This is a genomic window from Streptomyces rubellomurinus (assembly GCF_000961885.1).
Classification (GTDB): Bacteria; Actinomycetota; Actinomycetes; order Streptomycetales; family Streptomycetaceae; genus Kitasatospora; species Kitasatospora rubellomurina.
This window is the reverse complement of record NZ_JZKH01000013.1, coordinates 26,422-52,619: the sequence shown is the minus strand read 5'-3', so window position 1 is coordinate 52,619 and position 26,198 is coordinate 26,422. Positions and strand designations below refer to the sequence as shown.

Genomic DNA, 26,198 nt, shown 5'->3' with positions numbered 1-26,198 from the left:
ACTGACCCTTCGTCAATCGTTAACCGTCCACGGTCTACCCGCATAGACCCCTCCGGTGGTGCCATGGACACATCGCCCGGCGCACCGAGCCCGGGCCGCGCCTAGGAGCCCCCACACCATGCGTCGCCCCCACCGCATCGCCCCCGTCCTGGTCACCGTCGCGCTGACGGCCGCCGCCGTCGCCACCACCGGCGCCGCCCAGGCCGCCCCCGCCGCGCACACCGCCCGCACCGCGCTCGCCGCGACCTGTTCGCAGGCCTACCTCCCGCTGCCCGACCCGGCCTGCACCCCGGGCGCGCTCAACCCGGACGTCACGCAGGACACCATCGACGACACCATCTGCGTCTCCGGCTACAGCACCTCGATCCGCCCGTCCACCACGTACACCAACCGGCTGAAGGTCCAGCAGATCGCCCAGTACGGCTACGCCGACACCAACACGGCGGACTACGAGGAGGACCACTTCATCCCGCTGTCGCTCGGCGGCAACCCGACCGACCCGCGCAACCTCTGGCCGGAGCCCCGCTACGCGACCGGTTCGGCCAGCCAGTCCTCCACCGACAAGGACACCGTGGAGTACAAGCTCTACCGGGCCGTCTGCAACCACCAGGTGGACCTGGCGCCCGCCCAGAACGCCATCGCCACCGACTGGACCACCGCGCTGTCCGTCCTCGGCCTCGGCTGAGCAAGGCCCCGCCCAAGGGAGCGGTTCACAGGCTGAGCGCCCGCGCCGACGCACCGATCGGCGCGGGCAGCTCCGTCCACCCGCGCAGGTACCGGTCCACCGCCGCGGCCGCCGCCCGGCCCTCGGCGATCGCCCAGACGACCAGCGACTGCCCGCGCCCGGCGTCCCCGGCCACGAACACGCCCGGCGCGCCGGAGGCGAAGCCGTCGTCCCGCTCCAGGGCGCCGTCCGGGCCGAGGGCGAGCCCCAGTTGGGGGAACAGCCCGTCCGGCTCCGGCCCGGTGAAGCCGAGCGCGAGCAGCGCCAGCTGGGCCGGCACGCACCGCTCGGTGCCCGGCCGGGGGCTGCGGTCGGCCGGATCGGCCTCGGCGAAGCGGACGGCGGCCAGCCGGCCGTCCGGGCCCGGCTCGAAGCCGAGCGTGGTCGCCGCGAACACCCGGGGGCCGGCCTCCGCCGCTCCCGACTCCTCGTGCGAGGTGGTCTCCCGGTAGACCTTCGGGTGGACGGGCCAGGGCTGCCCGGGCGCCCGGCGGCCCGGCGGGCGCGGGTTGATGTCCAGCTGGACGACGGTCGCCGCGCGCTCGCGCAGCGCCGTCCCCAGGCAGTCGGCCGCGGTGTCCCCGCCGCCGACGATCACCACGTCCCGCCCCTCGGCGGACAGCGGCGAGACCGGGCGGTCGCCCTCGTCGACCCGGTTCGCCCAAGTCAGGTAGTCCATCGCCTGGTGCACCCCGGGCAGCGCGCGCCCCGGCACCGGCAGCTCCCGGCGGGCCGCCGCCCCGACCGCGACCACCACCGCGTCGTACCCGGCCCGCAGCTCCTCGCCGGGGACGTCCCGCCCGACCCGCACCCCGGTACGGAACTCCGTTCCCTCGTCCCGCAGTTGGCCCAGTCGCCGGTCCAGCCGGTGCTTCTCCAGCCGGAACGGCGGGATGCCGTAGCGCAGCAGGCCGCCCGCCCGGTCCTCCCGCTCGTACACCGTGACGGCGTGCCCGGCCCGGGTCAGCTGCTGGGCGGCGGCCAGTCCGGCCGGGCCCGAGCCGACCACCGCGACCCGCCGTCCACCGCCCGTCCGCGAGCACCGGTCGGCCGGCTGCGGCCGGTCCCAGCCCTGCTCCCAGGCCCGGTCGGCGATCGCCAGCTCCACGTTCTTGATCGCCACCGCGGCCCCGTCGATGGCCAGCACGCACGCGCTCTCGCACGGCGCCGGGCAGAGCCGCCCGGTGAACTCCGGGAAGTTGTTCGTCGCCAGCAGCCGGTCCGCCGCCGCGTGCCAGTCCCCGTCCGCGGCCAGCCGGTTCCACTCCGGCACCAGGTTCCCCAGCGGGCAGGCGCTGTGGCAGAACGGCAGCCCGCAGTCCATGCACCGGCCGGCCTGTCCACCCACCACCGGCAACGGCTCCCCGGGCCGGTACACCTCCCGCCGGTCCCCCAGCCGCTCCCGCGCGTCCCGCCGCTCCCGCTCGCTGCGCGGGGTGGTGAGGAAGGCCATCCGGTCTGCCATCGCGGCCTCCGGCGGGGCGTGCCGACGTTCTGCCCGGCGCGCACCCGGCGGGCGCGCCACCGTGAAGCCACCGTACGCCCCCACGGCAGGACGCAAAAGGCGGGGCGCCCGCCGGCCCCCGGACCGGGGCCACGAACCACCGCCCGCGGGTCCGGCCCGGCCCGCGCCCCGAGCCCGCCCTCGCCCGCCGGGCCCCAGCTGCCGCCCCGCCCGACACCGCCGCCACCGCCCCGGGGAGAATCACTCCCCATGAGCCACACCGTGCTGATCGCCGAGGACGACCGGGCCATCCGCGACTCGCTCACCCGCGCCCTCACCCTGGAGGGCTACGTGGTGCGCACCGCCCCGGACGGCGCCCGCACCCTCGCCGCCCTCGCCGAGCAGCGCCCGGACGTGCTGATCCTGGACGTGATGATGCCCGCGCCGGACGGCCTGGAGGTCTGCCGCCGGCTGCGCGCCGCCGGCGACCGCACCCCCGTCCTGATGCTGACCGCCCGCGTCGAGGTCCCGGACCGGATCGCCGGGCTCGACGCCGGGGCCGACGACTACCTGGTCAAGCCCTTCGACGTGGACGAGCTGTTCGCCCGCCTGCGCGCCCTGCTGCGCCGCCACCCGCCGGAGCGGACCGAGGACGTACTGACCGTCGCCGACCTGCGCATCGAGCCGCCCGCCCGCCGGGCCTGGCGGGCCGGGCGCGAGCTGGAGCTGTCCCGCACCGAGTTCGACCTGCTGGAGCTGCTGGCCCGGCACGCCGGCGCGGTGCTCGACCAGGCCACCCTGTACGAGCGGATCTGGGGGTACGACTTCGGCCCCGGCTCGAAGAACCTCGCGGTGTTCATCGGCTACCTGCGCCGCAAGCTCGACCTGCCCGGCCTGTCCCCGCTGATCCACACCGTCCGCGGCGTCGGCTACACGCTGCGCGAGCCGTGACCGGCCCGCGCCGCCGGCTGCCCCGCCCCGGCCTGCGCACCACCGTCGCACTCGTCTTCGCCACGATGGCCGCCCTGGTCGCGGTGCTGATCGGCACGCTCGGCTACCACGCCGCGGCCGGCCTGATCCGGGACGACGAGCGGGACGACTTCACCTCGGCCATGCGCGCGGTGAGCGGCCAGGTCGCGGGCGAGCAGCTGTTCCCGGGGGACTTCAACGGCCCGAGCGGGCTCAGCGAGCAGCTGCTGCACCCGGTCCGGGTGACGGCCCAGGCCCTCGACTCGAACGGGGCCGTCCTCCCGGGCACCTCCAGCCTCGACCTGCCGACCACCCCGGACGACCGCGAGCTCGCCCGCGCCGCCGCCCCGGCCCGCACGGCGACGGGCCTGCGCCACGTCCGCGGCACCACCTGCCGGGTGGGCGTGGTCTCGCTCGGCGGCGGCCGCGGCGCCGTCCAGGTGGTGCAGCAACTCGACGACGTCGAGGAGCTGTTGGAGATGCTGCGGCACGAGATGGTGGCCGTGGTGGCGGTCGTCGTGGTGGTGGCGGGCGCGGCCGGCCGGCTGGTCGCGGGCCGGATCACCGGTCGGCTGGTCCGGCTCACCGAGGCGGCCGAACTGGTCGCCGCCAGCGGCCGGTTGGACGTCCCGGTGCCGGCCGCCGGGACGGACGAGGTGGGCCGGCTCGGCCGCGCCTTCGACCGGATGCTGGTCCGGCTGGCGACGGCCAAGGAGAACCAGCGCCGGCTCGTCCAGGACGCCGGGCACGAGTTGCGCACCCCGCTGACCAGCCTGCGCACCAACCTCGCGGTGCTGCCCAGCCTGGACCGCCTGCCGCCCGCCGAGCGCGCCGCCCTGATGGCCGATCTGGCCCACGAGGCACGGGAGTTGACCCAGCTGGTGGAGGAGCTGGTGGCGCTCGCCGCGGACCACCGGGCGGACGAGCTGCCCGCCGAGGTCGCGCTGGCCGAGCTCGTCCGGACGGCCGCCGCGCAGACCCGCCGACGCACCGGCCGTCAGGTCGTGGTGGACGCGGACGACACCGTCGTCACCGCCCGGCCGGAGGCGCTGGCCCGCGCGGTCGGCAACCTGCTCGACAACGCCGCCAAGTTCGACCCGGGCGGCACGGCCCCGATCGAGGTGGTGGTGCGCGGCACCCGGGTCGAGGTCCGCGACCGCGGCCCGGGCATCGACGCGGCCGACCTCGACCGGGTCTTCGACCGCTTCTACCGCGCGACGGCCGCCCGCAGCCTGCCCGGTTCCGGCCTCGGCCTGGCCATCGTCCACGAGGTCGCCCGCTCCCACGGCGGCGCCGCCTTCGCCGCCAACCGCGAGGGCGGCGGCGCCGTGATCGGCTTCACCCTAGGCGCTCCCTGACGACGGGCGGGGCCGAAGCGCCGCGGCTACGCGGGCGCGTCCTGCAGGTCGTCGATCACCAGGGTGGCCAGCCGCAGCTCGTACACGACCTCGGTGGGGGAGCCGTCGCCCCACCGCTCGGTGAGGTTCACCCGGGTGTGGCCGGCGCCGCTGTCGCCCTGGGTGAGGCTCCAGTCGGTCGGCACGTTCGGGGCCCGGAACACCGGGTCGGCGTCGTGCGCCCGCGCCCACGCGTCGAGCACGGCGTTCAGGTGGGCGGTCAGGTACCGCTGACGGACCGCACGGGCGCCCTGGAGGTCGCCGCGCAGGATGTCGCCGCGGTACTGGGAGAAGAAGCTGTCGACCTGCTGCTCGGCCGGGGTGAGGCTGCGCTGGCTCTGCGCCGCGCGCGGCGGTTCGGCGGCCGGGGCCGGGGCGGCGGCGGGCAGGCCGACGAGGGACAGGGACAGGGCGAGGACCGCCGGGGCGGCGGTTCGGAGTCGAATCATGCGCCCAGTCTGCGAGCCCTCGGTGGCGCTCCGCGGCTGCCGCGCGGACGCCGCACCGGAAGTCGGCCGATGACGCCGGACGGCCGACAGGAGAACGCGCACGGGCCCCGGCGGGGAATCGCCGGGGGCCCGTGCGCGCGATCGGCCGTCAGACGGCGGCGAGCAGTCCGCGGCCGAGCCAGTCGGCGTTGTCCTTCACGCCCGGCAGGACGAAGAAGTACCCGCCGCCGGTCGGCGAGATGTAGTCGACCAGCGGCTCGTCGACGAGCCGGGTCTGGGTGGCCTCGAACTGCCGCGCCACGTCCTGCTGGTAGCAGCAGAACGCCAGGCCCATGTCCAGGTTGCCGGCCTTGTCGATGCCCCGGTCGTAGTTGTAACCGCGGCGCAGGATGCGGGAGTTGTCGGTGTCGGCGGTGCGCGGGTTGGCGAGCCGGATGTGCGCCTTGAGCGGGATCGCCTTGCCGTCCGGGTCCTTGCCGTAGTCCGGCGCGTCGGTCTCCAGGTGGCCGTCCAGCGGGGCGCCGGTGTCGCGGCGGCGGCCGAACATCTTCTCCTGCTCGGCGAGGGTGACGCGGTCCCAGAACTCGATCAGCATCCGGATGATCCGGATCACCTGGTAGCTGCCGCCGGTGGCCCAGGCGGGTTCGCCCATGCCGTCGGTGACCCAGATCAGCCGGTCCATCTCCCGGGCCGACTTGGTGTCGGGGTTGACGATGCCGTCCTTGAAGCCGAGCAGGTTGCGCTGGCTGCCGTCCGGGCGGGACCGGTTCTGGAAGCCGTCGATCCGCCAGAGGATCTGCATCGCGCCGCGGGTGTGCCGGGTGATGTCGCGCAGCGCGTGCAGGACGGTGTCCTGCTGGTCGGCGCAGATCTGCAGGGAGAGGTCGCCGTGCAGTTCGGCGGCCTGCAGGTTGTCGTTGGGGAAGGTCTTCATCGGCGTCAGCTTGGCCGGCTTGGCCTTGGCCAGCCCGTAGCGGTCGTCGAAGAGCGAGGCGCCGACCCCGACCGTGACGGTCAGGTTGTCGGTGGTCACGGTCGGGCCGAGGATGCCGCTGTCGGAGGGCGGGGCGCCGACGCCGAGGTCGGGCGGGGTGCCGCCGGCGGTGAGGAAGCGGATCCGCTCGGTCAGGGTCTTGAGGAGGTCCTCCAGGCCCTTGCGGTCCGGGGCGATGACCTGGCAGGAGACGAAGGCCGCGTAGCCCTGCTGCGGGGTGGTGATGCCGGCCTGGTGGTCGCCGTGGAACGGTACGGCCCCGCTCTTGGCCTCCTTGCCGTCCCCGGCGGCGGCCGGGGCCGCGCCGAGCGCGAGGGACGTCCCGCCGGCTATCACGGCGGCCCCGGCGCCCGCGCCGAGCGCGGCGCGCACGAAGCTGCGCCGGGCCGGTCCGGCCGGGCAGCCGCCCGCCTCGGCGGCCTCGACCGGCGCGGCGGCGTGCGGGAACGGGCAGGAGCCTCCGGCGGCTGCGGTGTGGTCGGTCATCAGGCGGCCTTCCGGATCTCGAGCAGGGCGGGGATGGGCGAGAGGTCTTCGAGCAGCTGCCCGGTGGCGCCGTTGAGCTGCCGGCGGGTGTCGGCGGGGAGCTGGTCGAGCGGGGTCCAGCCCTCGGCCTTGTGGGCGGCGGCGACGAGGTCGCCGACCCGCTTCATCCCGGCGTCGGCGCGCACCAGCACCTGCGGGTCGCGCTCGTCGAGCAGCGGCTTGAGGACGGTCAGCAGTTCCTGGGTGCCGGCCAGGTTGGCCTGGGTGGTGGCCAGGTTGGTGCCGCTGCCCTGGTCGGTGTCGCCGGTGAGCTCGAACTGGAGGGTGTTCTCCAGGATCTCGTGGGCGCGCAGCGGCAGGTCGCCCGGGTCGAACTGCTGCCCGGGGAAGTCCTGCTGCAGCTTGGTGACGTCGCCGGTGAGCTGGTCGGCGACGGGGGTCAGCTCGTCGACGGACTGGCCGTGCCAGAGGCCGTACTCCAGGCGCAGGAAGCCGGTGAAGTCCTTGTCCTTGGCCTTGTCGGCGAGGCCGTCCGGGCGCCCGTTGATCTTGCCGTCGAGGTCTGCGAAGGTGCCGTAGGCGGCGCCGAGCGAGGCGTACTGCAGGTGGGCGGTGAGCCAGTCCGCCTTCGCGGCGGCGAGGTCGCCGGCGTGGACGTCGGCCTGCAGCTTCGCGGTCTCGGTCACCAGGGTGGCGAGGCCCTTGTTGACGTAGTCCTTGTAGGCGTCGAGCGGGGCCTTGAGGTCGTCCTCGGCGACCGGCTTGACGGCCTTGACCTCGACGCCGCCGGCGACGTGCACGGCGGAGGAGGTGACGGCCTTTCCGCCGGTGGGCACGCAGCGCCAGGCGTAGTCGCCGGAGCCGATGGTGGCGGTGAGCGCCCGGGTGGTGCCGGGGGCCAGGCCCTCGATCTCGCCGTAGACGGCTCCGGTGCCCGGGTTGACCAGGTACACCTCGGAGACCTTGTCCCCGGTGTTGTGCATCTGGAACACCTGCTGGCCGGGCAGCGGGGCCTTGAAGCCGCTGCCGCACTCGTCCTCGGAGACGGCGACGGTGGAGGAGCTGTCCTGCTTGCCGTCGCTGACCGCGATCACGGTGCCGGCCACCACGGCGGGGACGGCGACCAGCGCGGCGGGCAGCACCCAGCGCGGCCGGCCGGAGCGCGCGGGCGCGGCGGCCTTCTCCGCGTCGGCGCCGGCGGCCTTGACCTCGGCCGCCTTGGCCGGGGCGGGCTGACCGCCCCGGACGCCCTCGATGAAGAGCGTCATGACGACGCACAGGTAGGCGACGTAGCCGACGACCTGGAGGACCGTCATGGTGACGGTCAGGTTGAGGGTGCCCTGCACCAGCGTGGCGTACCAGGAGGAGGCGTCCAGGTGCCCGCTCAGGTCGAAGGCGTACGTGCTGCCACCGCCGACCAGTCCGGACTCCTGCAGGTCGCGCAGCCCGTAGCCGAGCACGCCGGCCGCGACGACGATCAGGCCGGCGCCGGTGATGGTGAAGAACCGGGTGAGGTTCATCTTCAGCGCGCGGCGGTAGAGGCCCCAGCACAGGCCGGTGGAGAGCACCAGGCCGACCGCGGCGCCGATCAGCGGGCCGGTGGACTCCCCGGCGGTGCGCACGTTGGTCCACAGGAAGAGGGAGGTCTCCAGGCCCTCGCGGGCGACCGCGAGGAAGCTGGTGAGCACCAGCGCGCCGGCGCCCATCGCCAGCGAGGCCTGGACCTTCTCCTTGATCTCGGCGGAGAGGGTGCGTGCCGAGCGGCGCATCCAGAACACCATCGCGGTGACGAAGCCGACCGCGATCAGGCTCAGCACGCCGCCGAACGCCTCCTGGGCGTGGCCGGAGAGGTTGGCGGCGGTGAAGGTGAGCACCGCGCCGAAGCTGAGGCTGAGTGCGACGGCCGCCGCGACGCCCGTCCACACCTGGGGCAGCCGGGCCTTGTGGCCGAAGCGGACGAGCGTGGCGACGAGGATCGACACGATCAGTCCGGCTTCCAGGCCCTCGCGTAGCCCGATCAGAAAGCTGGGAAACGCCTCATCCCACATGCAGCGGGCTCCTCCCCCCGGGAAACCCGGGCCGGTCGTACCTGTTCTGGACGCCCCGGACGCCGGCGGCGGGCGGGGCGGCACAGCCGAACGCCCCGGACGCACGGTCCGGGGCGCATGGGCTTAGCTTAGGCAAACCTTAGAGGTGTCGAGGTCAACTGAACCCCTCGGAAAGGTAAGGGTTCGGTATGAGGATGCCTGTGCGCACGTCAAAACGGCGCGCCGGCGGGCACTTCTGCCGCTTCCCGGGCCGGTCAGCCCCACCACTGCTCGGGGACGGCCTCCGACTCGGCCGCGACGGCCACCGGTTCGGCGGCGGTGACCAGCAGCCCGCCCCCGGCCGTCTCGGCGACCAGGTGGCCGCGTTCGCGCAGCACCACCGCGGCGGCGCCGCTCACCGCCGCGCGGACCTCCCCGGAGAGCGGCCCGCCGCCTTCCCCGTCCGACGGCCAGTCGACCAGGACGCCCTCGGGGCCCGGGCCGATCCGCAGCGGGGAGGCGCCGGGCGCGGTGTCGAAGCCGGCGCCGGCCAGGGCCTCGGTGACGGACGCGCAGAGTTCACGGTGTTCCACCATTGGCGCAGCGTAGGCGCCGGCCGCGCGACCGGCGGGCACGGCGCGCGCCGAATCGGTTCAGCGGCACCCGGGCGCAGCAGCGCGGACCGTTCGGCCGTCCGGCGGTCGACCGATCGGGCGTCAGGACCCCCCGTCCGGCCCGACACGAGCCGCCGGACGGGCCGATGGACGTGCACAGTCGGCCCCCTGCCGACAGCATGACAGAGTAAGCGATCCATCACTCTGAGCAGCGGGTCCAGCGGATCAGGCCGATCCGCACGCCGGTGCGACCGGCAGGCCCGTATCGAGAGGTCCCATGATCACAACACTTCGCCGGCCTGGGTTCCCGCCGGCGGGCCTGCACCTCGGCACGCCGCGAACGCCGGGGAGCCCGTCGTGAGCACCGACCAGCAGTCGCGGCCGGGACCGGTCACCAGCACCCGCGCCAAGCCCGCCAACAAGGCCGAGGCCCTCGCCGACTGGGCGGACGGGCGGCTGGGCATCTACTCCCTGGCCAAGGCCAACCTGCGCAAGATCTTCCCGGACCACTGGTCCTTCATGCTGGGCGAGGTCGCGCTCTACACCTTCGTCATCATCATCCTCACCGGCGTCTGGCTGACCCTGTTCTTCAACCCGAGCATGGGCGAGGTCGTCTACGACGGCTCCTACGTGCCGCTCAAGGGCATCCAGATGTCGGAGGCCTACGCCTCCACGATCAACATCAGCTTCGAGGTGCGCGGCGGCCTGCTGATGCGCCAGATCCACCACTGGGCGGCGATCGTCTTCATCGCGGCGATGCTGACGCACATGATGCGCGTCTTCTTCACCGGCGCGTTCCGCAAGCCCCGCGAGATCAACTGGATCTTCGGCGCGCTGCTGCTGTTCCTCGGCATGTTCGACGGCTTCATGGGCTACTCGCTGCCGGACGACCTGCTCTCCGGCACCGGCATCCGGTTCATGGAGGGCGCGGTGCTCGCCGTGCCGATCGTCGGCACCTACCTGCAGATGTTCATCTTCGGCGGCGAGTTCCCCGGCCACGACATCATCCCGCGGCTGTTCACCGTCCACATCCTGCTGATCCCCGGGGTCATGCTCGGCCTGCTCGCGGCGCACCTGATCCTGGTCTTCTACCACAAGCACACCCAGTTCGCCGGGCCCGGCCGGACCAACGAGAACGTGGTCGGCATGCCGCTGCTGCCGATCTACATGGCCAAGGCCGGCGGCTTCTTCTTCCTGGTCTTCGGCGTGGTCGCGGCGATGGCGGCGATCGCCACCGTCAACCCGATCTGGGCGTACGGCCCGTACCGGCCGGACCAGGTGTCCACCGACGCCCAGCCGGACTGGTACATGGGCTTCTCCGAGGGCCTGATCCGGGTGATGCCCGGCTGGGAGATCAGCGTCTGGGGCGGCCACACCCTGAACCTCGGGGTGTTCATCCCGCTGATGGTCTTCCCGACGGTGCTGCTGGTCATCTGGTGCTGGCCGTTCCTGGAGGCCTGGGTCACCGGCGACCGCGGCGAGCACCACATCGCCGACCGGCCGCGCAACGCGCCGGTGCGCACCGCCTTCGGCGCGGCCTGGATCAGCCTCTACCTGATCCTGCTGGCCGGCGGCGGCAACGACCTGCTCGCCACCCACTTCCACCTGTCGATCAACGCGATCACCTACGCGGTGCGGATCGGCTTCTTCGCCGTGCCCGTGGTCGTCTTCGTGATCACCAAGCGCTGGTGCCTCGGCCTGCAGCGGCGCGACAAGGAGAAGGTGCTGCACGGCCGGGAGTCCGGTGTCATCCAGCGGCTCCAGCACGGCGAGTTCGTCGAGGTGCACGCGCCGCTGCCGCCCGGCCGGCTGTACACGCTCACCTCGCACGACCAGCCGGAGCCGGCCGAGCTGCCGCCCGCGGTGGACGAGAACGGGGTGGCCCGCAAGACCAACGTGTGGACCCGCGCCCGGGTGAAGCTCTCCCGCGGCTTCTACGGCGAGGGCAGCCAGATCGCCAAGCCCACCGTCGAGGAGCACCGGGAGATCAGCAGCGGCCACGGCCACCACTGATCCCCGCCCCGGGGAACCCCCGGGCAGCACGGAGGCCCGCTGCGCCGTCACCGGCGCGGCGGGCCTCTTCGTGGACTCAGCCCCGCAGGGCGGCCGGGACGACGGCGAACAGCGCCGCCGCCAGGGTGACGGACAGGCAGAGCGCCGCCCAGCGGGCGCAGATCCGCCGGCACTCGGAGCGGTAGCGGGCCGCCAGGCGGCGGCAGCGCTCGACGGCACGGTCGACGACCTCCTCGGCGTAGCGCAGCCGGTCCGCGGCGTAGGCCCGCTCCAGGTTCTCCCGTTCGGCAGCGGGCAGCCAGGGGAACTGCTCGGCGAAGGCCCGGGCGTCGCGTTCGGCCGCCGCGATCTCCGCCTCCCAGGCGAGCAGGCCCTCCAGCCGGGCGATCCCCACCCTGGACTCCGTACGGCCGACGCCCGCGGGCCTGTCCTGCCGGGGGGCCCGCGTTCTCGGCGGACGCCGTCTGCCAGCCATGACCGCTCCTCACGTGCTGTCGGGTCGTCCCGCCCGGTTCGCCGGGCGGGACCTCGCTCCTGCGGTGGGTCGCCGCGCGACCAGGCAACTACTACCAGTGACCAAGCGCAGGCCCCGGGGCGACTCGCCGACCCTCCGGAGGGACGGCGCGATCCGACCGAACCGGCAGTTCGGAAGTTGCGTGCCACGCCGACTTGCGCGACACGCAACTTTCCGGCGAGAGTGGGCCCATGACGAAGGGGCAGCCCGGACTGCGGGAACGGAAGAAGGCTGCGACGCGGGACGCGATCAGCTGGGCCGCACTGTGCCTGGCCGTCGAGCGGGGACTGGAGAACGTGCGGGTGGAGGACATCGCGGCCAGGGCCGGGGTGTCGCCGCGCACCTACAACAACTACTACTCCAGCAAGGCCGAGGCGATCGTCTCCCGGCAGCACGACCGGATCCGGCAGGCGGCGGAGGAACTGCGCGCCCGCCCGGCCGGGGAGCCGCTGTGGGAGGCACTCACCCACGCCCTGCTCGCGCGGTTCGAGGGCGCGACCGAGGAACCGGACCCGAACTGGACCGCGGCCGTACGGCTGCTGCTGCGCGAGCCGTCGCTGCAGGCCGAACTGACCCGTGGCGCGGTCGTGGTCCGCTCCGGGCTCGCGGCCGCGGTGGCCGCCCGGACCGGGACCGACGCCACCCGCGACCTCTACCCGAAGCTGGTCGCCGCGGCGGCGCTGGCCGCGCTCCAGACCGCCGACGACCACTACCTCGCCGCCGATCCGGTGGTGCCGTACCAGCCGCTGCTCACCGAAGCGCTGCGGCAGGTCGCGGCCGGGCTGCCGGACCCCTCGTCGCACTGAACTCACCGTCCCTGAGGGGGGATTCGAGATGAGCAACTCCGCAACGCGCGACTCCGAAGCGCGCGACTCCGAAGCGCGGGACTCCGTACCGAACACCGATGTCGTCATCGCGGGAGCCGGCCCGGTCGGCCTGATGCTGGCCTGCGAGCTCGCCCTGGCCGGAGTCCGGCCGGTGGTGCTGGACCGCCTCACCGAGCGCTCGACCGAGCAGAAGGCCAACGGGCTGGCCGGCCAGGTGGTCCGGCTGCTCGACCGGCGCGGCCTGTACGAACCGCTCGGCGGCACCGGCACGCCGCAGCCCGTACCCCGCTTCGTCTTCGGCGCCTTCCCGCTCGACCTGCGGGAGGTCGAGGACAACGCCCTCTACACCCTGCTCGCGCCGCAGCACCGGATCGAGGCGGTGCTCGAACAGCGCGCCCGCGAGCTCGGGATCGACCTCCGCCAGGGCTGCGAGCTGACCGGCTTCACCGACACCCCGGACGGCGTCACCGTCGAGTACCGGGGCCCGGACGGCGACCGCCGACTGCGCGCCCGCTACCTGGTCGGCGCCGACGGCGGGCGCAGCACCGTCCGCAAGCTCGCCGGGATCGGCTTCCCCGGCGTCACCGCCCCCGACCCGGTCTCCCTGACCACCCACGCGGTCCTGCCCGACACCGTCCGCACCACCGACACCGGCGCGTTCCTGCTGCCCGGCTGCCCGACGCCGATCGCGCCGTTCACCCACACCCGCACCGAGCACGGCGTGGTCGTCGTCGCCCCGGTCAGCCCGGACGCCACCATCCTCGCCACCATGGAGTGGGGCCGCCCGGCCGCCGACGAGGCCGCGCCGCCCACCCTGGACGAGCTCCGGGCCAGCCTGCTCCGGGTGACCGGCGCGGACCTGGCGCTCGCCCCGGCCCCCGCGCCCTTCCCGCAGGGCGTGCGCCGGCAGGCCGGCCACAACACCCGGCTCGCCGACCGCTACCGGCAGGGCCGCGTGCTCCTGGTCGGCGACGCCGCGCACGCGCACGCCGCCGTCGGCGGGCCCGGCCTCAACCTCGGCCTCCAGGACGCCGCCAACCTCGGCTGGAAGCTGGCCGCCGACGTACGGGGCTGGGCACCGGACGGCCTGCTCGACAGCTACCACGGCGAGCGGCACCCGATCGGGGCGCGGGTGTACATGCACACCCAGGCCCAGATGGCGCTGATGTCCCCGGGCCCCGGGATCACCGCGATCCGCGCCCTGTTCCGCGAACTGCTCGCCCACCCGGACAACCTCGGCCGGATCGCCGCGCTGATGGCCGGCGGCGACGTCCGCTACGCCGTCGACTGCGCCCACCCGCTGGCCGGGCGCTTCGCCCCGGACCTCACCGTCCGGACCTCCCAGGGAGCCGTCCGCCTGGCGGAACTCGCCCGTGGCGCGCGCCCGTTGCTGGTCGACCTGACGGGCGGCGAAGCCGGTCTCGCGGACCGCGCGGCGGGCTGGAAGGACCGGGTGGACGCCGTCGCGGCGGACTGCCCCGAGGCGCCCGCCGGCGCCCTGCTGCTGCGCCCGGACGGGTACGTCACCTGGGCCTGCGACGCCGGCGCGGCGGACCCGGAGGGGCTGGAGCGGGCGCTGCGCACCTGGTTCGGCGCGCCCCGGGGCTGAGCGTCCGCCGCCGAGTGGCGGACCCGCGACCCGGACACACGACCCGGACACACGACCCGGACACGCGATCCGGACACGCGATCCGGACACGCGCTGCCACTGACGCACCGTCAACTATCGTCGTCGCCGACCCGCTCCACCGGGGGCGGGCCGCCACCGGACGAGACGGGGAAGCTGTGCGCATCGGAATCATCGGCACGGGCATGGTCGGCCAGACGCTGGGGAGCAAGCTGGTCTCGCTCGGCCACCAGGTGACACTGGGGTCGCGGACCAAGGACAACGAGAAGGCACTCGCCTGGGCCGCACAGGCCGGCCCGGACGGGCACGCCGGGACCTTCGCCGAGGCGGCAGCCTTCGGCGAGGTGGTGCTGAACGCCACCGGCGGCACGGTGTCGCTGGCGGCGCTGCGCGCGGCCGGGGCCGAGCACCTCGGCGGCAAGCTGCTGATCGACCTGGCCAACCCGCTGGTCTTCGACGCCGACGGGCAGGTGACGCTCGACCCGGCGAACACCGACAGCATCGGCGAGCGGATCCAGCGCGAGTTCCCCGAGGCGAAGGTGGTGAAGGCGCTCAACACGGTGAACTGCGCCCTGATGGTGGCCCCCGACCGGCTGGCCGGCGAGCACCAGCTCTTCATCGCCGGGAACGACGCGGACGCCAAGGCCGAGACCGTCGCCCTGCTCGGCGGGTTCGGCTGGCCGGCCGAGTGGATCATCGACCTCGGGGACATCACGGCCGCCCGCGCGACCGAGATGATGATGCCGCTCTGGCTCCGGCTGATGCGGAAATTCGGCACCGCCGAGTTCAACTACCGCATCCAGCAGGCGAAGTGACCCGACCGGGCCCGCCCCTCCGCGCGCGCACCGCCGCGAGGGGCGGGCCCGGCGCGTCCGCCGGCGGCCGTTGGGGGAGAATGGGCCGCATGTCCCGACGCCGCTCCGAGCCCCGCCCCGCCGCGCCCCGCCCCGCCGCGCCCCGGCTGCTGCCCTCCTCCCCCTGCCCGTGCGGCCTGCCCGCCGGCTACGGCGACTGCTGCGGCCGCTACCACCGGGGCACGGCCGCCGCCACCACCGCCGAGGCGCTGATGCGCTCGCGGTACAGCGCCTTCGTCGCCCAGGACGAGGCCTACCTGCTGCGCACCTGGCACCCGGACACCCGGCCCGCCGAGGTGGACTTCGACCCGGGCCTGCGCTGGACCGGCCTGGAGGTGGTGTCCACCTCGGACGGCGGTGCCTTCCACGCCGAGGGGACGGTCGCCTTCCGGGCGAGCTGGACGCAGGGCGGCGAGCGGGGCGTGCTCGCCGAGCACAGCCGCTTCGTCCGGCACGAGGGCGCCTGGGTGTACCTCGATGCCCTCTCGATCGGCTGATCCGCGCCGGCGGTCCCCCGCGGGCGGCTACAGGTAGTCGTCCAGCCGGCCCAGCGAGAAGCCGGCCGCGGTGACGTCGTTGACCACCTTGCGGAGCAGGTCCGGCATCGTGGCCTTCCAGATGTCGGTGCCCCGGAAGTGGGTCAGGATGATGTCTCCCGGGTGAAACTCCCGGTCGTCGTAGCGGTAGTCCATGTGGTCCGGGAAGGCCTCCTCGTTCCACAGCGGCACGGCCTGCACGCCGCAGGAGGCGGCGGCGCGCAGCGTGTCGTCGTTGTACTCGCCGTACGGCGGCCGGAACAGCCGGGGGCGGACGCCGATCTGCTGCTCCAGCTGGTCCTGCTGGTTGCAGATCTCGCCGCGCTGGGTCTCGTAGTCGAGGACCTTCAGGTTGCGGTGGTTGATGGTGTGGTTGTTGATCTCCACGCCCTGGGCGTGGAGATCGCGGAAGTAGCCGTAGTTCTCGCGGGCGAGGTAGTCGGAGACGAAGGCGCTGAGCGGGATGCCCAGTTCCTCGGCCATCCGGTTGAACTCCGGGTCCTTCTCCCAGCCGTCGTCGACGGTCAGGAAGACCACCTTGTCGTCGGTCGGCACGCGGTAGACCACGGGCGGCAGGCCGTCCTTGATCTTGACGCCGGTCATCGGGGTCAGCGCCGCCCTGGTCGCCGGGCGCTGCGGGGCCTTGATCGGCGGGCGCTCCAGGCCCCAGCGCTGCGCGGTCTCGAAGGCCGCCCGGACGGCCGCCTCCTGACGGGCCGCCGCCTCGCTGCTGGTCTCCTCCTCCTTGCGGGCGAGGCCGGGCAGCTGCGGCGGCGCGGCGTTGGCGGTGCCGTTCGCGGCGGTGCCCTCGGCGGCGGCGGTCGCGGCGTTGACGGCCTTGGCGCCGTTGGCAGCGTTGGCAGCGTTGGCGGCGGCGTTGGCGGCGGCGTTGGCGGCGTTGGCGGCCGGGCGCTCGGGCGCGGGCCGGGCGGGGCCCGCGGGCCCGGCGCAGCCGGCCACGACGGCGGAGAGGCAGACGGTGGCGAGCAGGCCGGTGCGGGCCGGGCGCCGGCCCTGCCGGTTCTGCCGACTCCCCCTCAAACCCCCATTAATCCGACAATCTGATGGTCTGGTCATAAGGGCACTGCTCCCCCGTGCTGCGCCCCCGCCAATCCCCCCGTCACCCGCGCGGGGCAACGACGCGCCGAGCGCCTTGCCGTTCCTTTGCCGCGGCCCGGCCGTTCCTTCAGGTCGTGCGGCGTCGGATCCAGAAGAAGCAGAGACCCGAGAGTGCCGCGGTCATGGCCGTGTAGAGCGCTGCCTCGATCAGCTGGAAGGGCCAGTAGCGGGAGTTCGGCCGGTAGGTGGCGGTCACGTGGAGGTCCTGTCCGGCCAGGCAGTCGACCGTCTGGCTGAACCGGCCCGGCCGCACGCAGTCATCGATCCTCTCGGCGCCGGGTGGTCGACCGGTCGAGTCGACCGCGTGGCCGGCGGACACGACCCCGGCGCCGGGGAGGGAGATGCCGCCGATCCGCCGGCCCTCCACCGCACTGGCGGAGACGACCGAACGGGAGCGGGAAGTCCTGACCCTGGTCGGCCTCGGCCTGTCGAACTCCGAGATCGCCGCCCGGCCGCACGTCAGCCTGTCCACCGCCAAGACCCACGTCGGACGCCTGCTCATGAATCTCGGCGCCCGCGGCCGGGCCCAACTCGTCATCGCCGCCTACGATTCCCGCCTGGTCCACCCGGCAGCCACGGCTGAACCACACCGCACCGGTGCTGGCTGAGCCCGTGTCCCACCGCCCGAGTGCTCCCCTCCGGCCCCGCGACCGGGCTGCGGCCCGGCCCGTCTGTCCTCCGCCGTTCCGCGAAACCCGATTGCGTCCGGGCCGCGGCGAAGTGGATCATGCGCGCATGACGAACCCCGCGCCCCGCCGCTCCGACCTCTGGACCGTCACCCCGGCCGACGTGAACTCCCCCGAGGCCCTGCAGCTCCTGCGCGAGTACTACTACGACGTGGCCAACCGCTACTACCGCCTCCACTTCGCCCGCGAGTGCACCCCCGAGGAACTGGAGACCGGGCTCGCCGCCTCTGGCAGCGAACACCTCGTGGCCCCGAGCGGCGTCTTCCTGATCGGCCGCTACGACGGCGCCCCGCAGTCCTGCGCCGGCCTGCGGCTGAGCGACGACGGCACCGCGGAACTGACCCGCGTCTTCGTCCGCCCGGACGTGCGCGGCACCGGCGGCGGCGCCCGCCTGATGGCCGCCGTCGACGAGGCCGCCCGGGGCCTCGGCGTCCGCCGGATCCTCCTCGACACCCGCCTCGACCTGGTCGAGGCCCGCGCCCTCTACCTCCGCAGCGGCTACCGCGAGATCCCCGCCTACAGCGGCGGCCCGTACGCCGAGGTCTGGTACGGCAAGGAGCTCACCGGCCTCGGTCGGTAAGGACGTCACGAAAGCGGTCGTCAGCGCCTTCGAGCGCCGCCGCGCCGCGGCCGGAGGGCGCCGAGGGCCACCCGGTCGTCCGGTCGTCCGGTCGTCCGGTTCGCCGGGCGGCCGGAGCCGGTCCGGCCGGCGATCGCCGGCCCGGCGCCGCCGGAGGCCGTCGCCACGACGATCCGGGTCTACCGGGCGCCCGCGTCGTCGTGGTCGTCGTGGTCGTCGTAGCGGGCGAGGGCCGCCGCGAGTTCGGCGGCCGAGGGCGGGTTGGCGCCCGGGCGGGAGACGGTGAGGGCGGCGGCCGTCACGGCGCGGGTGAGGCAGCCGGGGAGGCCGGTGCCCGCCGCGCGGGCGTCCAGGAAGGCGGCCGTGAAGGAGTCCCCGGCGCCGACCGTGTCGGCCACCGGCACCGGCACGGCGGCCGCCCGCACGTACCCGCCCTCGGCAGTCAACGCGAAGGCGCCCTCCGCGCCCAGGGTGACCGCGACCACGGCCGGCCCGAGGGCGAGCCACCGCTCGGCGACCGCCTCCGGCCGCTCGTCCGGGTACAGCCAGGCCAGGTCCTCGTCGCTCGCCTTGACCACGTCGCTCAGCGCGACGCACCGCTCGACCCGCCGGACGGCCTCGGCCCGCTCGCCCATCAGCGCGGGGCGCACGTTGGGGTCGTAGCTGACCGGCGCCCGGCCGCGCCAGCGCTCCACCCGTGCGAGGACCGCCGCCGCGCCCGGTTCGGCGACCGCGCCGATCGAGCCCAGGTGGATCGCGGCGGGCGCCACGGCGGGCTCGGTCGGATAGGGGTCGGTCGGGTCGGTCGGGGGGAGCGTCCAGCCGATGTCGAAGGTGTACTCGGCCCGCCCGAGGCCGTCCAGCCGCACCACGGCCGAGGGCGTCCGCGCCGCCTCGGCCGCCCGGACCACCACCCCGACCGACTCCAGGTGCGCGCGGATCAGCCGCCCGTTGGCGTCCGGGCCGAGCTCGGTGAGCAGCGTGGCGGGGCGGCCGAGGCGGGCCAGGCCGTAGGCGACGTTCGCGGGGCTGCCGCCGGGGTGCACGCGGTCCGGGGCGCCGTCCGTGCGGACGATGTCGGCGACGCACTCGCCGATCACCAGGACGGGTGGTTCGGGGCTGGTCACGGCGGGCTCCTGGCATCCGTACGGGGCGTCGTCTCGGCGCGTCGTCTCGGCCGCCAGCCTACGCGGGGGCGCCGGGCGCCGGGCACCGCAGGGCACACGAGTACGGCCGCCGGATCTGGCCAGAGCTCCGGCGGCCGTGGCCCCGTCCGTCAGGGGACGAAGCACCTCCGACACTAGGCGGGCCCCGGCCGCCCCGCCAGCACGCTGGGCCGTCCGGGGGAGCCCCGCGTGTCGTCGACGGGCCGTCGGGAATCCCGCCCGGCCCGGCCCGGCGGTCCGCTATCGTCCGACGGTGATCCCGCTGCCCGGGCGCCGCGCCGCCCTCGCCCTGTCGCTCGTGCTCGGTGCGGCACTGCTGTCCGCCAGCGCCCCGGTGGCCACCGCGGCGGACGGCCTGGGCGATCCCGTGTTCCCCGCCCTCGGCAATCCCGGATACCAGGCGCTCGCCTACGACCTGGCCTTCGACTACCGGGCCGACTCCCGCACGGTGCGCGGCGACACCACCGTCACCGCCCGGCTCACCCGTACGCTCGCCGAACTGCGGCTCGACGCACTCGGGTTGGACGTCCGGTCGGTGCGCGTGGACGGGCGGCCGGCCCGGTTCGCCGCCCGCGACGAGAAGCTGGTCGTCACCCCGGACCGGCCGCTGCACCGCGGCAGCACCGCCCGGCTGACCGTCGAGTACACCGCCGACCCGCGCGCCGCGCTCCCCCACACCGCCTGGGTGCCCACCCCGGACGGCTTCGCGGTCGCCGGGCAGCCGGACGCCGCGCACACCGTGTTCCCCTGCAACGACCACCCCAGCCAGAAGGCCCGCTTCACCGTCGCCGTCACCGCGCCCGACGACCTGCTGGGCGTCGCCACCGGCGAGTTGACGGACACCGAGCACCACGACGACGGCCGCACCACCCGCAGGTACACCTCCCGCGAGCCGCTGGCCACCGAACTGCTGCAGGTCTCGGTCGGCCGGTACACCGTCCGCGAGCGCACCGGCCCGCACGGCCTGCCGCTGCGCGACGTCGTCCCGACCGCGCGCGCCGCCGAACTCGAACCCGCCCTCGCCCTCACCGCCGACCAACTCGCCTGGGCCGAACGACGCCTCGGGCCGTTCCCGTTCGAGACCTACGGCATCCTGCCCGCCGACACCGACGACCCGGAGGCGTTCCGCTTCACCGGCCTGGAGACCCAGACCCTGACCCTCTACAAGCCCGGATTCCTGCGCCAGGCCGAGCCCGCGATCGGCTCGCACATGATGCACGAACTGGTCCACTCCTGGTTCGGCGACAGCGTCTCCCCCGCCACCTGGGCCGACCTCTGGCTCAACGAGGGCCACGCCGACCTCTACGGGCTGATGTACCGCTACGAGCGCGGCTGGCCCGACGCCTCCGGCCACACCACGCTGGCCGACCGGATGCGCGAGGTCTACGAGCTGGGCGACCAGTGGCGCCACGACTCGGGGCCGGTCGCCACCCCCACCGCCGCCGACCTCTTCGGCGAGCAGCGCTACCTCGGCGGCGCGCTGGTGCTGTACGCGCTGCGCGAGAAGGTCGGCGCCGAGACCTTCGACCGGATCGAACGCACCTTCCTGCGCGAGCACCGCCACGGCATCGCCACCACCCGGGACTACGAGCGCACCGCCTCCGCGGTGTCGGGGCAGGACCTGGGCGGCTTCCTCGACGACTGGCTGTACGGGCGGCGCACCCCGCCGATGCCGGGGCACCCGGACTGGACGGTCGCGCCGGTGGGGTCGGGCGCGGGTGCGGCGGCGCTGGGCTCGGCGGTGCAGGGCTCGGCGGCGCAGGGCTCGGCGGCGCAGGGCTCCGCGGCGCAGGGCTCCGCGGCGCAGGGCTCCGCGGCGCAGGGCTCGGCGGTGCGGGGCCGGGCGGGCGCGACGCAGGGGTCCGGGACGCTCTGACGGCGCCGCCCCGGCCCGCCGACGTACGCCCCGGCGCGCCGGTCCGCTTCCGGGCGCCCGTGCGTACGCCTGGCCGGGCCCGGTCCGGGCGGCGATCATGGTGCCCACGGCCCGCCCGCCGCCCGGCCGAGTCCCGGCCGGCGCGCGGGCCGTCCACGTTCGTGCGCAGATTTCCCGCCCGGGCAGGCAACCCGGACCGGCCCCCACCGCGTTCACCAGCCGTGAGAGCTTCACCGACGACGCGGCCCACCCGGCCGCCACGGCTGACAGGAACGGCACGGACACCATGGCGGGAACGGCGGGATGAGCGAAGCGACACCGGACTTCACCGAGTTCGTCGCCGCGTGCGGCCCGAAGATGCTGCGCGTGGCCTGGCTGCTGACCGGGGACCGGCACCAGGCCGAGGACCTGCTGCAGACCGCGCTCGCCAAACTCTGGCCGCGCTGGGGGCGGATCGCGCTCGACCGGCCCGAGGCGTACCTGCGCAAGGTGCTCGTCACCTCGCACGTCTCCTGGTGGCGCCGCCGCTGGACCGGCGAACTGCCGCACGACGACCTGCCGGAGCCGCCGACGGACGCGGACCCGTACGAGGGGGTGGTGCTCGGCCAGGTCGTCGCCGAGGCCGTCCGGGGGCTGCCGCCGCGCCAACGGGCCGTCGTGGTGCTGCGGTTCTTCGAGGACCTGAGCGTCGAGGAGACCGCCGAGGTGCTGCGCTGCTCCCCCGGCACGGTCAAGAGCCAGACGCACCGCGCGCTCGCCGCGCTGCGCGGACGGCTGCCGGACCGCGAGCTGCTGCTGACCGGGGGGCCTCGTGAGCGCGTCTGAATTCCGCTGGGACGAGCCGGAGGGGCAGGCGGAGCTGGAGGAACGGCAGGAACGGCAGGAACGGGAGCTACGCGACCTGCTCCAGCAGGCCGTACCGCCGCTGCCGACGCCGGAGGACCGGATGCAGCGGGTGCTCGCGCGCGCCGACCGGACGCGTGCCCGCAAGCGGACCGCCGGACTCGCCGGCGGGTTGACCACCGGGCTGCTCGCGGCGGTGCTCGCCGCCGCGCCGGCCCTCGCCCCGTCGCCCGGGGCCGACGCCGCCGCGGGCCGGGGACCGGCCGGGGTCGCGCCGTCGGCCTCCGTGTCCGCTTCGCCCGGCGTCGAGACGGCGATCGCGACCCGGTTCCCGATCTACGGCCTGATCGGGGACCTGCCGCCGGGCTGGAGCGCCCGGACCTCGGCCGACGCGCCCCGGGACGGCGTCGAGCACCTGGCCAACGTGCCGTTCGACCGCTCGTCCCTCTGCAGGGCCACGGACCCCGGCTGCCTGCCGGTCGAGGCGCTGCCGGTCGACGGCGCCGTGCTCACCGTGCGCCTGGGCGGGCCGACGGAACCCGACCCCGGCGAGCCCAGTGCGTTGACGTCCCTGTCCACCGTCCCCGCCGGGACGGTGTGCGCCGCGCGGGGCGGTACCGGGGAACTCGTCGGCCACCGCCGAATCGACGCCCTCGGCAAGCCGGTGCGGATCGAGCTGACGGGCTGCCTCCGGGAGCCGTCCGGGCGGACGCTCGCGCAGATCCGGCAGGTCATCGAGTCGATCCGGTACCCGCAGCCGGCCGTCGCCTCGCCGTCCTCTCCGTCCACACCGTCCGCGCTGTCCTCGCCGTCCGTGCCGGCCGCGCCGCCCGCGCGGGGCTGAGCGGCGGCCGCTCCCGGGGCCGCCACGGCGGGCCCGCCCACGCCGGGGTGGGCGGGCCCGCCGGGTGAGGGGGCTCGGCCGGGCTCGACTGTCAGTGGGTGCTGCTAGCGTCCCGAGCACGATCGAGGAACGGTCGGAACACGAACGGGGGTTCTCTCATGGGTGTCGAACTGCTCGCGCGGAGCGGACCGCGGACGGGCGGCGTCGAGGTGGACGACCGGTGGACGGCGGTGAGCGGCACGGACGTCCCGTGGCCGTCCGGCGGGCTGATAACCGCGGTGCGGCCGGTCATCCCCGGCCCCGGTGGGCGAACGGTCCACCGGGCCTGACGCGGCCTCCCCGTGCGCTGCTTCACGCCGGATTCGGCGGCGTTCCGTAACCCGGGCGGCGGAACGCTCGTTGGACCGGCCATGAAGAAGCGCAGCATGCTCGCCGTCGCCTCGCTCGCCGTCGGCGTCGTGGCCTCCCTGACCGCTCCCTCCGCGCACGCCAGTGCGGTCGGGGGCCAGGAGGGCCTGCCCGGGCCGCTCAGCAGCGCCCCCGACGTGGTGCCCGGCCAGGTCGGGGACGCCGGCGGGGTGGTCGGCCACGCCACCGGGTACGTGACCGGCTCGGCGGACGGGCTGGTCGGGGTCACCCCGGCGTAGCCCGACCGGCCTGCCGGCACTCCCCGCGCTCGGCTCAGGGCTGCGGGGCGCCGAGGTCCTGGGTCCAGTAGGTGCCGGACGGGGTGGTGGCGATGCCGACGCCGACGTCCTTGAAGCCGCAGTCGAGCATGTTGGACTGGTGGATGCCGCCGTCCATCCAGTCGGAGAGGACCACGGCGGGGGCGCTCGGGCCCCGGTCGAGGTTCTCGCCCCACTGGGACCAGCGGTAGCCGGCTGCGGTGATCCGGGCGTCGGCCCGGGCGCCATCGGGGTTGACGTGGTCGAAGAAGCCCCGGGCCACCATGTCGTCGGTGTGCTTCTGGGCGGCGGCGTGCAGCCGGGGGTCGATCCGCAGGGGGCCGCAACCGGCCTTCGCGCGCTCGGCGTTGACCAGGTCGATCAGCTGGCGCTCCGGGCTGGGCGCCGGCGGGGTGCTCGGCCGCGCGGTGGCCGTCGAGGTGGCCGAGGCGGTCGGTGTGGGGGTGGCCGTGGGCGTGGGCTCCGCGGTCGGAGTCGGGGTCGGGGCCACGATCGGGGCGGGCGCGGCGGAGACCGGAACGGCGAGGGTCGTCGGGGTGTCCGGGGCGGTCGGCGCGGGCGGCGTGCTCCTCGGCGGTTCGTCGTGCTGCTCGTGCTGCGGCCAGACGAACGCGAGGGTGGTGACGGCCAGGACGGCTGCGGCGCTCCCGGCCAGCACGGCCTTCCGGGTCGCGGTGCCCGTCCGGCTGGCGTGGCCACCGTGGCCGGTGTTCGTGCCGCCCGCGTTCCCCGCGCTGTTGCCGTTCCCCGCGCCGCTGCCGTTCCCGGCGCCGGTTCCGTGGTCGGCACCGCCTCCGGTTCCGGTGCCGGTGCCGCTCGGGCTGGGCGTGGCAGGCGCGGTGGGTGCGGCGGGCGTCCCGGCTGCGGTCGCCGCGGCCTGCTGGAGCTGCAGCACGCTCGGCGGGTCCAGCGGGATCGGCACCAGGGCGAGGCCGGCCAGTAGCCCCTCGGCGGGGAAGAGGTCACGGCCGAGGCGGTCGCAGTCGGCGCAGCCGCGGATGTGGCGGGCGATCCGCTTGCGCCACACCGAGTTCGGGGTGCCGTCGAACCCGGCGGTGACCTCGGCGAGTTCCGGGCAGCGGGGGTAGGCACTGAGGGCCCGGACCACGATCCGTCCGGCCTCCAGCTGCTTCTTCATCCGCTGCACGCGGACGGCGGTGTGCTGCGGGGTCAGGTCGAGGGCCTCGGCGAGTTCGGTGCGGGTGAGTTCGCCGGAGGCCTCCATCCACCACAGGGAGAGCAGTTCGCGGTCGTCCGGGTCGAGCCAGCGGGTGGCTTCGGCGACCTCCCGCCGCTGACCGGACAGGCCCAGGCGCAGGATGGTCAGGTCGGTGAAGTCGCCCCGGGGGTCGGCGAGTTCCCAGGACTCGTCGAGGCCGCCGACGATGGGCTGCTGCTGGCCGGCGGCGTGTCGGCGGCGGATCTGGTTCATGGTGATCGCGATCAGCCAGGACCGGAACGACGACGGGTCGCGCAGCCCGTCCAGGCCGTCCAGAGCTCGGATCATGGTCTCCTGCGCGACGTCGTCGACGTCGGCGTGGCCGCCGAGCGCGCGGCCCGCCACGTTGTAGACGAGCGGCAGCCAGGTGGCGACCAGCGCCTCCTGGGCCTGCCGGTCGCCGCCCTGGGCTTCGCGGACCAGGGTGGTCCCGGTCCCGTTCCGCAGGTCCCTGCCGTGCACGTCAGCGTTCATGGTCCGCACTCCGTCTTGCCGTGTATCCGTCCGCCGCTGCCTCCTGGGAGACCCGTGGGGAGTGATCAGATAACAACAATGTGCACCGAATCGGAAAATCGGCTCGGATGGGAGCTTCAACCCGGAGTCATGACCCGGAGGTTCGACCCGGGGACTCGCGCCCCGCTCAGGACGGGGTGGCGAACACCTGCGTCCACCACGGGCCGTCCGCACCGGTCCGCACGCCCACCCCGAGCTGCTTGAACGCGCAGTTCAGGATGTTGGCGCGGTGGCCGGGGCTGTTCATCCAGGCGTCCATCACGGCGGCCGGGTCCTTCTGGCCGCGGGCGATGTTCTCGCCCCAGGTGCTCCAGCGGTAGCCGGTCGCCTCGATCCGGTGGTCGGCGTGGTAGCCCTCGGGGCTGGCGTGGTCGAAGTAGTTCCGGTCGGCCATGTCGTCGCTGTGTGACTGGGCCGCGCTGGCCAGCCGCGACTCGGCGGTGACCGGCCCGCAGCCGGCCTTCGCCCGCTCGGCGTTCACCAGGTCCACCACCTGCTGGGCGTACCCCGAGGCCGGGCCCCCGCCCGCGCTGCCCGCACTGCCCGAACCGCCGCCGGTGCTGCCGCCGGTGCCGCCGGCCGTGCGCTGGGCGGCGCTCGGGGCGCCGGTCGCGGTGGCCCTGGCGGCGGTCGGGGTGGCCTTGGCGGAAGCCGTGGCAGTCGCGGTCGCCGAGGGCGTCGCGGTGGCGGTGGCCGTGGGGGACGGCGTCGCCGTGGCGGTCGGGGTGTCCGTCGCGGTCGGGGTCCCGGTCGGGCTGCCCGCCGCCGGCACCACCCGGGTCACTCCCCCGGCGCCGGGCACCTGGATGCCGTCGTGCGTGCCGAGCTCGGCGGATATCAGGCCGTCCGCCGCCACCGACTGCGCGGCGATGTCCCGGTCCGTCTGCTTCCCCCCGTACGCCGCGTACCCGGCCCCGGCCAGTGCCGCCAGCAGCCCCGTGCCCGCGACCGCCGCGACCGCCGCCGTCACGGGCGTCAGCCCGCCACGCCGCCGCGCCCGCCGTCCCCGGCCCGCGTGCCGCTGGGCCGCGTTCCGCTGGGCCGCCCGCCGCGCGGCCCGGCCACCGGCGCCGCGGTCGGCTCCGCCGTTGCCGCTCGCCGGGAGGATGGTCGTCCTGTCGTCGCTGTTCACCTGGTCACGCTTTCTGTCCGGGCCGGCCGATCGGGTGCCGACACCCAGGAGACCCGTGG

Annotated in this window: 24 protein-coding genes and 1 pseudogene; 14 read left to right on the top strand and 11 right to left on the bottom strand. The window is 75.0% G+C overall.

The window, feature by feature from the left end:
• Nucleotides 1-118 precede the first annotated feature (118 nt).
• A complete protein-coding gene (locus VM95_RS09255) occupies nucleotides 119-685 on the top strand; it encodes a hypothetical protein (RefSeq protein WP_045693916.1) in 567 nt (188 codons plus the stop codon).
• 25 nt (nucleotides 686-710) lie between these two features.
• Here the strand turns inward: VM95_RS09255 and VM95_RS09250 are convergent, their stop codons facing one another.
• Nucleotides 711-2,189 (bottom strand): glutamate synthase subunit beta, encoded by a 1,479-nt coding sequence (locus VM95_RS09250; RefSeq protein ID WP_045693914.1) that lies wholly within the window; start codon nucleotides 2,187-2,189, stop codon nucleotides 711-713.
• 249 nt (nucleotides 2,190-2,438) lie between these two features.
• Between VM95_RS09250 and VM95_RS09245 the strand changes: the two genes are divergently transcribed.
• Nucleotides 2,439-3,119, top strand: coding sequence for a response regulator transcription factor (locus VM95_RS09245; protein WP_045693912.1), 681 nt, complete (start codon nucleotides 2,439-2,441; stop codon nucleotides 3,117-3,119).
• Nucleotides 3,116-4,495: a sensor histidine kinase gene (locus VM95_RS09240; RefSeq protein ID WP_045693910.1), complete on the top strand. Its 1,380-nt coding sequence runs from the start codon at nucleotides 3,116-3,118 to the stop codon at nucleotides 4,493-4,495. Before VM95_RS09245 ends, VM95_RS09240 begins: the two co-directional genes overlap by 4 nt.
• A 26-nt stretch (nucleotides 4,496-4,521) precedes the next feature.
• Here VM95_RS09240 and VM95_RS09235 read toward each other — a convergent pair whose 3' ends face one another.
• From VM95_RS09235 to VM95_RS09220, 4 genes are all read right to left on the bottom strand, one after another.
• Nucleotides 4,522-4,983, bottom strand: coding sequence for a hypothetical protein (locus VM95_RS09235; protein WP_052707229.1), 462 nt, complete (start codon nucleotides 4,981-4,983; stop codon nucleotides 4,522-4,524).
• A 148-nt stretch (nucleotides 4,984-5,131) separates the two neighbouring features.
• On the bottom strand, nucleotides 5,132-6,463 hold the full coding sequence (gene efeB, locus VM95_RS09230) for an iron uptake transporter deferrochelatase/peroxidase subunit (RefSeq protein ID WP_045693909.1): 1,332 nt from the start codon (nucleotides 6,461-6,463) through the stop codon (nucleotides 5,132-5,134).
• Nucleotides 6,463-8,511, bottom strand: coding sequence for an iron uptake transporter permease EfeU (gene efeU, locus VM95_RS09225; RefSeq protein WP_045693908.1), 2,049 nt, complete (start codon nucleotides 8,509-8,511; stop codon nucleotides 6,463-6,465). The genes efeB and efeU overlap by 1 nt, the downstream gene beginning before the upstream one ends.
• 254 nt (nucleotides 8,512-8,765) lie before the next feature.
• Complete coding sequence (locus tag VM95_RS09220; RefSeq protein ID WP_045693907.1) at nucleotides 8,766-9,086, bottom strand: hypothetical protein; 321 nt, start codon at nucleotides 9,084-9,086, stop codon at nucleotides 8,766-8,768.
• 375 nt (nucleotides 9,087-9,461) lie between these two features.
• Between VM95_RS09220 and qcrB the strand changes: the two genes are divergently transcribed.
• Entirely contained in the window at nucleotides 9,462-11,117 is a 1,656-nt protein-coding gene (qcrB, locus tag VM95_RS09215; protein WP_045693905.1) for a cytochrome bc1 complex cytochrome b subunit, read from the top strand.
• Between the two features lie 76 nt (nucleotides 11,118-11,193).
• On the opposite strand, the gene VM95_RS09210 is transcribed toward qcrB, so the two are convergent.
• On the bottom strand, nucleotides 11,194-11,511 hold the full coding sequence (locus VM95_RS09210; RefSeq protein ID WP_045693902.1) for a hypothetical protein: 318 nt from the start codon (nucleotides 11,509-11,511) through the stop codon (nucleotides 11,194-11,196).
• Between the two features lie 311 nt (nucleotides 11,512-11,822).
• On the opposite strand from VM95_RS09210, the gene VM95_RS09205 reads away from it, so the two are divergent.
• The 4 genes from VM95_RS09205 (at nucleotide 11,823) to VM95_RS09190 (ending at nucleotide 15,436) form a co-directional block, all read left to right on the top strand.
• A complete protein-coding gene (locus VM95_RS09205) occupies nucleotides 11,823-12,437 on the top strand; it encodes an acyl-CoA-like ligand-binding transcription factor (RefSeq protein WP_045693899.1) in 615 nt (204 codons plus the stop codon).
• A 28-nt stretch (nucleotides 12,438-12,465) separates the two neighbouring features.
• The gene (locus tag VM95_RS09200; protein WP_078859724.1) at nucleotides 12,466-14,067 is read left to right on the top strand and encodes an FAD-dependent monooxygenase; all 1,602 of its coding nucleotides are present in this window, start codon (nucleotides 12,466-12,468) and stop codon (nucleotides 14,065-14,067) included.
• Nucleotides 14,068-14,243: 176 nt separating this feature from the next.
• Nucleotides 14,244-14,900, top strand: coding sequence for an NADPH-dependent F420 reductase (locus tag VM95_RS09195; RefSeq protein WP_045693896.1), 657 nt, complete (start codon nucleotides 14,244-14,246; stop codon nucleotides 14,898-14,900).
• Between the two features lie 89 nt (nucleotides 14,901-14,989).
• On the top strand, nucleotides 14,990-15,436 hold the full coding sequence (locus VM95_RS09190) for a YchJ family protein (RefSeq protein ID WP_045693893.1): 447 nt from the start codon (nucleotides 14,990-14,992) through the stop codon (nucleotides 15,434-15,436).
• A 27-nt stretch (nucleotides 15,437-15,463) separates the two neighbouring features.
• Here the strand turns inward: VM95_RS09190 and VM95_RS09185 are convergent, their stop codons facing one another.
• Both VM95_RS09185 and VM95_RS09180 read right to left on the bottom strand, forming a co-directional pair.
• Nucleotides 15,464-16,516: a polysaccharide deacetylase family protein gene (locus VM95_RS09185; protein ID WP_244178688.1), complete on the bottom strand. Its 1,053-nt coding sequence runs from the start codon at nucleotides 16,514-16,516 to the stop codon at nucleotides 15,464-15,466.
• 145 nt (nucleotides 16,517-16,661) lie between these two features.
• Entirely contained in the window at nucleotides 16,662-16,847 is a 186-nt protein-coding gene (locus VM95_RS09180) for a hypothetical protein (RefSeq protein WP_045693889.1), read from the bottom strand.
• 106 nt (nucleotides 16,848-16,953) lie between these two features.
• Here VM95_RS09180 and VM95_RS09175 point away from each other — a divergent pair.
• Nucleotides 16,954-17,202 (top strand): annotated as a pseudogene (locus VM95_RS09175) (response regulator transcription factor); the annotation flags it as partial.
• Between the two features lie 127 nt (nucleotides 17,203-17,329).
• Nucleotides 17,330-17,860, top strand: a complete 531-nt coding sequence (locus tag VM95_RS09170) for a GNAT family N-acetyltransferase (RefSeq protein WP_045693887.1) — start codon at nucleotides 17,330-17,332, stop codon at nucleotides 17,858-17,860.
• A gap of 179 nt (nucleotides 17,861-18,039) precedes the next feature.
• On the opposite strand, the gene VM95_RS09165 is transcribed toward VM95_RS09170, so the two are convergent.
• Nucleotides 18,040-18,987 carry a carbohydrate kinase family protein gene (locus VM95_RS09165; RefSeq protein ID WP_045693884.1) on the bottom strand — a complete coding sequence of 316 codons (948 nt, stop codon included), beginning with the start codon at nucleotides 18,985-18,987 and terminating at the stop codon, nucleotides 18,040-18,042.
• Between the two features lie 292 nt (nucleotides 18,988-19,279).
• Between VM95_RS09165 and VM95_RS09160 the strand changes: the two genes are divergently transcribed.
• The 4 genes from VM95_RS09160 to VM95_RS09140 all read left to right on the top strand — a co-directional run bounded on the left by VM95_RS09160 (nucleotide 19,280) and on the right by VM95_RS09140 (nucleotide 23,236).
• Nucleotides 19,280-20,902, top strand: a complete 1,623-nt coding sequence (locus tag VM95_RS09160) for a M1 family metallopeptidase (protein WP_063773474.1) — start codon at nucleotides 19,280-19,282, stop codon at nucleotides 20,900-20,902.
• 303 nt (nucleotides 20,903-21,205) lie between these two features.
• On the top strand, nucleotides 21,206-21,727 hold the full coding sequence (locus tag VM95_RS09150) for a SigE family RNA polymerase sigma factor (RefSeq protein ID WP_045693882.1): 522 nt from the start codon (nucleotides 21,206-21,208) through the stop codon (nucleotides 21,725-21,727).
• Nucleotides 21,714-22,589, top strand: coding sequence for a hypothetical protein (locus tag VM95_RS09145; RefSeq protein ID WP_045693881.1), 876 nt, complete (start codon nucleotides 21,714-21,716; stop codon nucleotides 22,587-22,589). The genes VM95_RS09150 and VM95_RS09145 overlap by 14 nt, the downstream gene beginning before the upstream one ends.
• A 410-nt stretch (nucleotides 22,590-22,999) precedes the next feature.
• Nucleotides 23,000-23,236, top strand: coding sequence for a hypothetical protein (locus VM95_RS09140; protein ID WP_045693879.1), 237 nt, complete (start codon nucleotides 23,000-23,002; stop codon nucleotides 23,234-23,236).
• 34 nt (nucleotides 23,237-23,270) lie between these two features.
• Here the strand turns inward: VM95_RS09140 and VM95_RS09135 are convergent, their stop codons facing one another.
• Together VM95_RS09135 and VM95_RS09130 are read right to left on the bottom strand one after the other, a co-directional pair.
• Entirely contained in the window at nucleotides 23,271-24,968 is a 1,698-nt protein-coding gene (locus VM95_RS09135) for a sigma-70 family RNA polymerase sigma factor (protein WP_045694038.1), read from the bottom strand.
• 166 nt (nucleotides 24,969-25,134) lie between these two features.
• A complete protein-coding gene (locus tag VM95_RS09130) occupies nucleotides 25,135-26,139 on the bottom strand; it encodes a CAP domain-containing protein (protein WP_052707228.1) in 1,005 nt (334 codons plus the stop codon).
• Nucleotides 26,140-26,198 lie beyond the last annotated feature (59 nt).